The following is a 2,925-nucleotide window of genomic DNA, read 5'->3' on the forward strand; positions in this document are numbered from 1 at the left end:
AAGGTTAATCCCGAAGCGAAGGTGTTTGTCAGCTGGACCGGATCGTGGAACGATGAAAACAGGGCTGCCGATTCGACCCGCTCGTTGCTTGATAATCACAATATCGATGTCCTGACGACACATCTGGATGCGTTGTCTCCGTACAACATTGCAGACGAAAGAAACGTCTGGATTATCGGTTACAATAGGGACAATTCCAAAAGGTTCCCGGATAGGTTCTTGACGGCGCCGGTTTGGCATTGGGAAAATTTCTATGTTCCCAAGATTCGCGAGGTCCTCCAGGATAAATTTGAAGGGCGTTCTTATTGGCTTGGGCTAGAAAGCGGCATGATGGACTTGGCCGAGATGACTCGCAATGTCGAAGCGTCGATACGTCAGGTTGTTGAAGAAGAAAAAATTCACTTGACGCAAGGCAAGTTCGATGTGTTTTACGGTCCAATCGAAGATAACCAAGGTGAAATCCGTGTAGGAGAAGGCGAAAGCATGACCGACGATGAGATGCTGAATCGGTTCGATTGGTTCGTCAAGGGGGTAGTCGATGGAACTAACCCCTAGAAGCGCGAAGATCAACATCAAGATGGTGGTTTGGCTTGCCACCGTCGTGTTTGTCCTGTGTCTTGTTTGCGTATTGCTTCGAGTAAAGCTCGATACACTTTTGGATGCCTATGTAACAAAGCATGTGTCGCAGCAAGCCGTATTGACCGCCCATCTTGTGGACGAGAAATTGCATGCACAGCTGGATGCCCTTTCGATGGTTGCGCGTAAAATAGAAACTGACGGCGCGCGCGTGGAAGATTTCTTAGCCCTGTCGGACGTGAAGGACGAAAATTCTAGCTATGGCTTGATTGCGCTTGATGGAACGGTGTACGTGGATTCTTCGCGGTTCATGCTGCCAGACGAAACTTACCGGTGTATCATGGGATCGTTCCGCGGCAGACAATCGGTTTGCTACAGCGAAAGGATGGGGATTTTGCTTGGCGTTCCGGTGTTCCATGGCCATAACGTCCGATTTGTGCTGTACTTGCAGTACGACGAAATCCCGATAAACGATTTCTTCGATGCGGATTGCTTTGAGAAGAAATGCTTCACTCAGATAATCGATAACGATGGCCGGGTCCTGATCCAGAATAATACCGGAAAGTGGCGTCAGGATTCTGTGTGGAGTGAAGTCGATGTTGGCAAGATTTATGGCTGGCTCCGTCAGGATATGGACCATGGCGGACTTGCCTCGGCAAGAAATGTCCAAGTAGGAAACGAGACCTATTACTTCTATATGGCGAAGTCTTCGCAAGACGATTTCATGCTTGCGGGAATGGTTGCCGGCGAAGATGTATCGGATGGTTTGAACCAGTTATCTTTCTTGGTGTTCTGGGTTGTCGGATTCTTGATGCTGCTGTTCTTGACGGGCCTTGGAATTCGATTCTTCTTGGTTCGCAGGAATCGGGAATCTCACTTGAAGGGACATTTGGTAAGCGACGAACTGGATCGCTTGCGCATGATGGATTCCGTGGGCCAGGATATTCGCAATCCGGCGATGAATGTCTTGAATATGGGTGCGATTGTCTTGAGGGAATCGGCTAATTCTTCGCTCAAGGAATACGTTTCGGAAATGCGCGCTTCGGGCCAGGAACTGCTTTTGCTTTCGAACGATATTTTGGACATGAACAAAATCCGCACGAACAGCCTTGAAATTTCGATCAAGGAATACCTCCTGTTTGCTGTCCTCTGTGATTGCTACAGTGCGGCCCGTAACCGCAAAAAGCCGGTGGAGTTCGAACTGTTGGTCGATTCTTCGATTCCGACTCAGCTTGAAGGCGATGAATCGCGCTTGTGGCAGATTGTAAGTAATATCTTGTTCAACGCAGAACGCCTGGTCGTCAACAGTGCAAACATTGTTCAAATTGGTTACCGCTGGGCCGAAGACGAAAACGGTGAAGAAAGTACTCAGAAGATTGACTTGGTGATTGATGTACCGGATGCGGGCGTCAGCTGGACGGGGGCTTCGCTGACGCTTGTCAAGATGCTGGTGGGCGCTCTCGGCGGTACAATCAGGAGTAGCCATATTGCGGATGGGCTTCCGGTTGTCGAAATTGCAATCCCGCAGAAAGTCGTCAAAACCGAGCTGATGGGTGATTTTAAGACGCGGTACAACGAATTCGTGCATGTGTCCGAAAACAAGTCCATTCATTTCTTTGCACCGAATGCATCGATTCTGGCCATTGACGATGTGCCCATGAATTTGCGCGTGATGAGCGGACTTATAAAAGAAACATTGGCCCGCTTTGATTCGGTTTCGAACGGTATGGAGGCGATTGAAAAGTTCAGGCGTAACCATTACGACATGATATTCCTTGACCATACGATGCCGATTGTCGATGGCTTGGATATTCTGACAATCATGAAGACGCTGGACGATCACCCGAATCAGCATACGCCGATTGTGATGCTTACTGCCGAAGATAGCGCTTCTGCAAAGACGATTTGCGAGACGACGGGATTTGCCGATTTCTTGACGAAGCCAGTTCACGAAGATGCCCTGTTTACGATTCTCCTGAAGTTCTTGCCGAAGGAGTTGATTAAGCGTTACGATGAATTGCCCAAGAAAGAAGAAGTGGAAGAGCCTTCGCCTGCAGAAGAAAAGCCTGTAAAGAAACCGATGCTGATTCAGGAACCGAAAAAGACGAACGAGAACCTACCTAGCGATGTGTTGGATATCTCGGTTGGCCTATTCTGTTGCGAAAGGAATGAAGCCCTTTATCGCAAGAAGATGATGGTTTATGTCGATAAACAGTACGATGTGGTCTTGAACAAGTTGTTCAAGGACGAAGACTTCGAAAGTTACCGTTTGATGGTGCAGATGTTGAAGAGTTCTTCGCTTTACATTGGTGCGGTTGAGATTGCAAGTATTGCAAAGGCGATGGAATT

At 48.3% G+C, this 2,925-nt stretch carries 2 protein-coding genes; both read left to right on the top strand.

What is annotated here, in order from left to right:
- Nucleotides 1-555 (top strand): BMP family ABC transporter substrate-binding protein (locus Q0628_RS06790; RefSeq protein WP_298769434.1); only part of this gene is annotated, 555 nt, incomplete at its 5' end.
- A partial coding sequence (locus tag Q0628_RS06795; RefSeq protein WP_298769436.1) for a response regulator occupies nucleotides 539-2,925 on the top strand: 2,387 nt, incomplete at its 3' end. The genes Q0628_RS06790 and Q0628_RS06795, both read left to right, overlap by 17 nt.

It is taken from the genome of uncultured Fibrobacter sp. (genome assembly GCF_937877005.1).
Taxonomy (GTDB): Bacteria; Fibrobacterota; Fibrobacteria; order Fibrobacterales; family Fibrobacteraceae; genus Fibrobacter.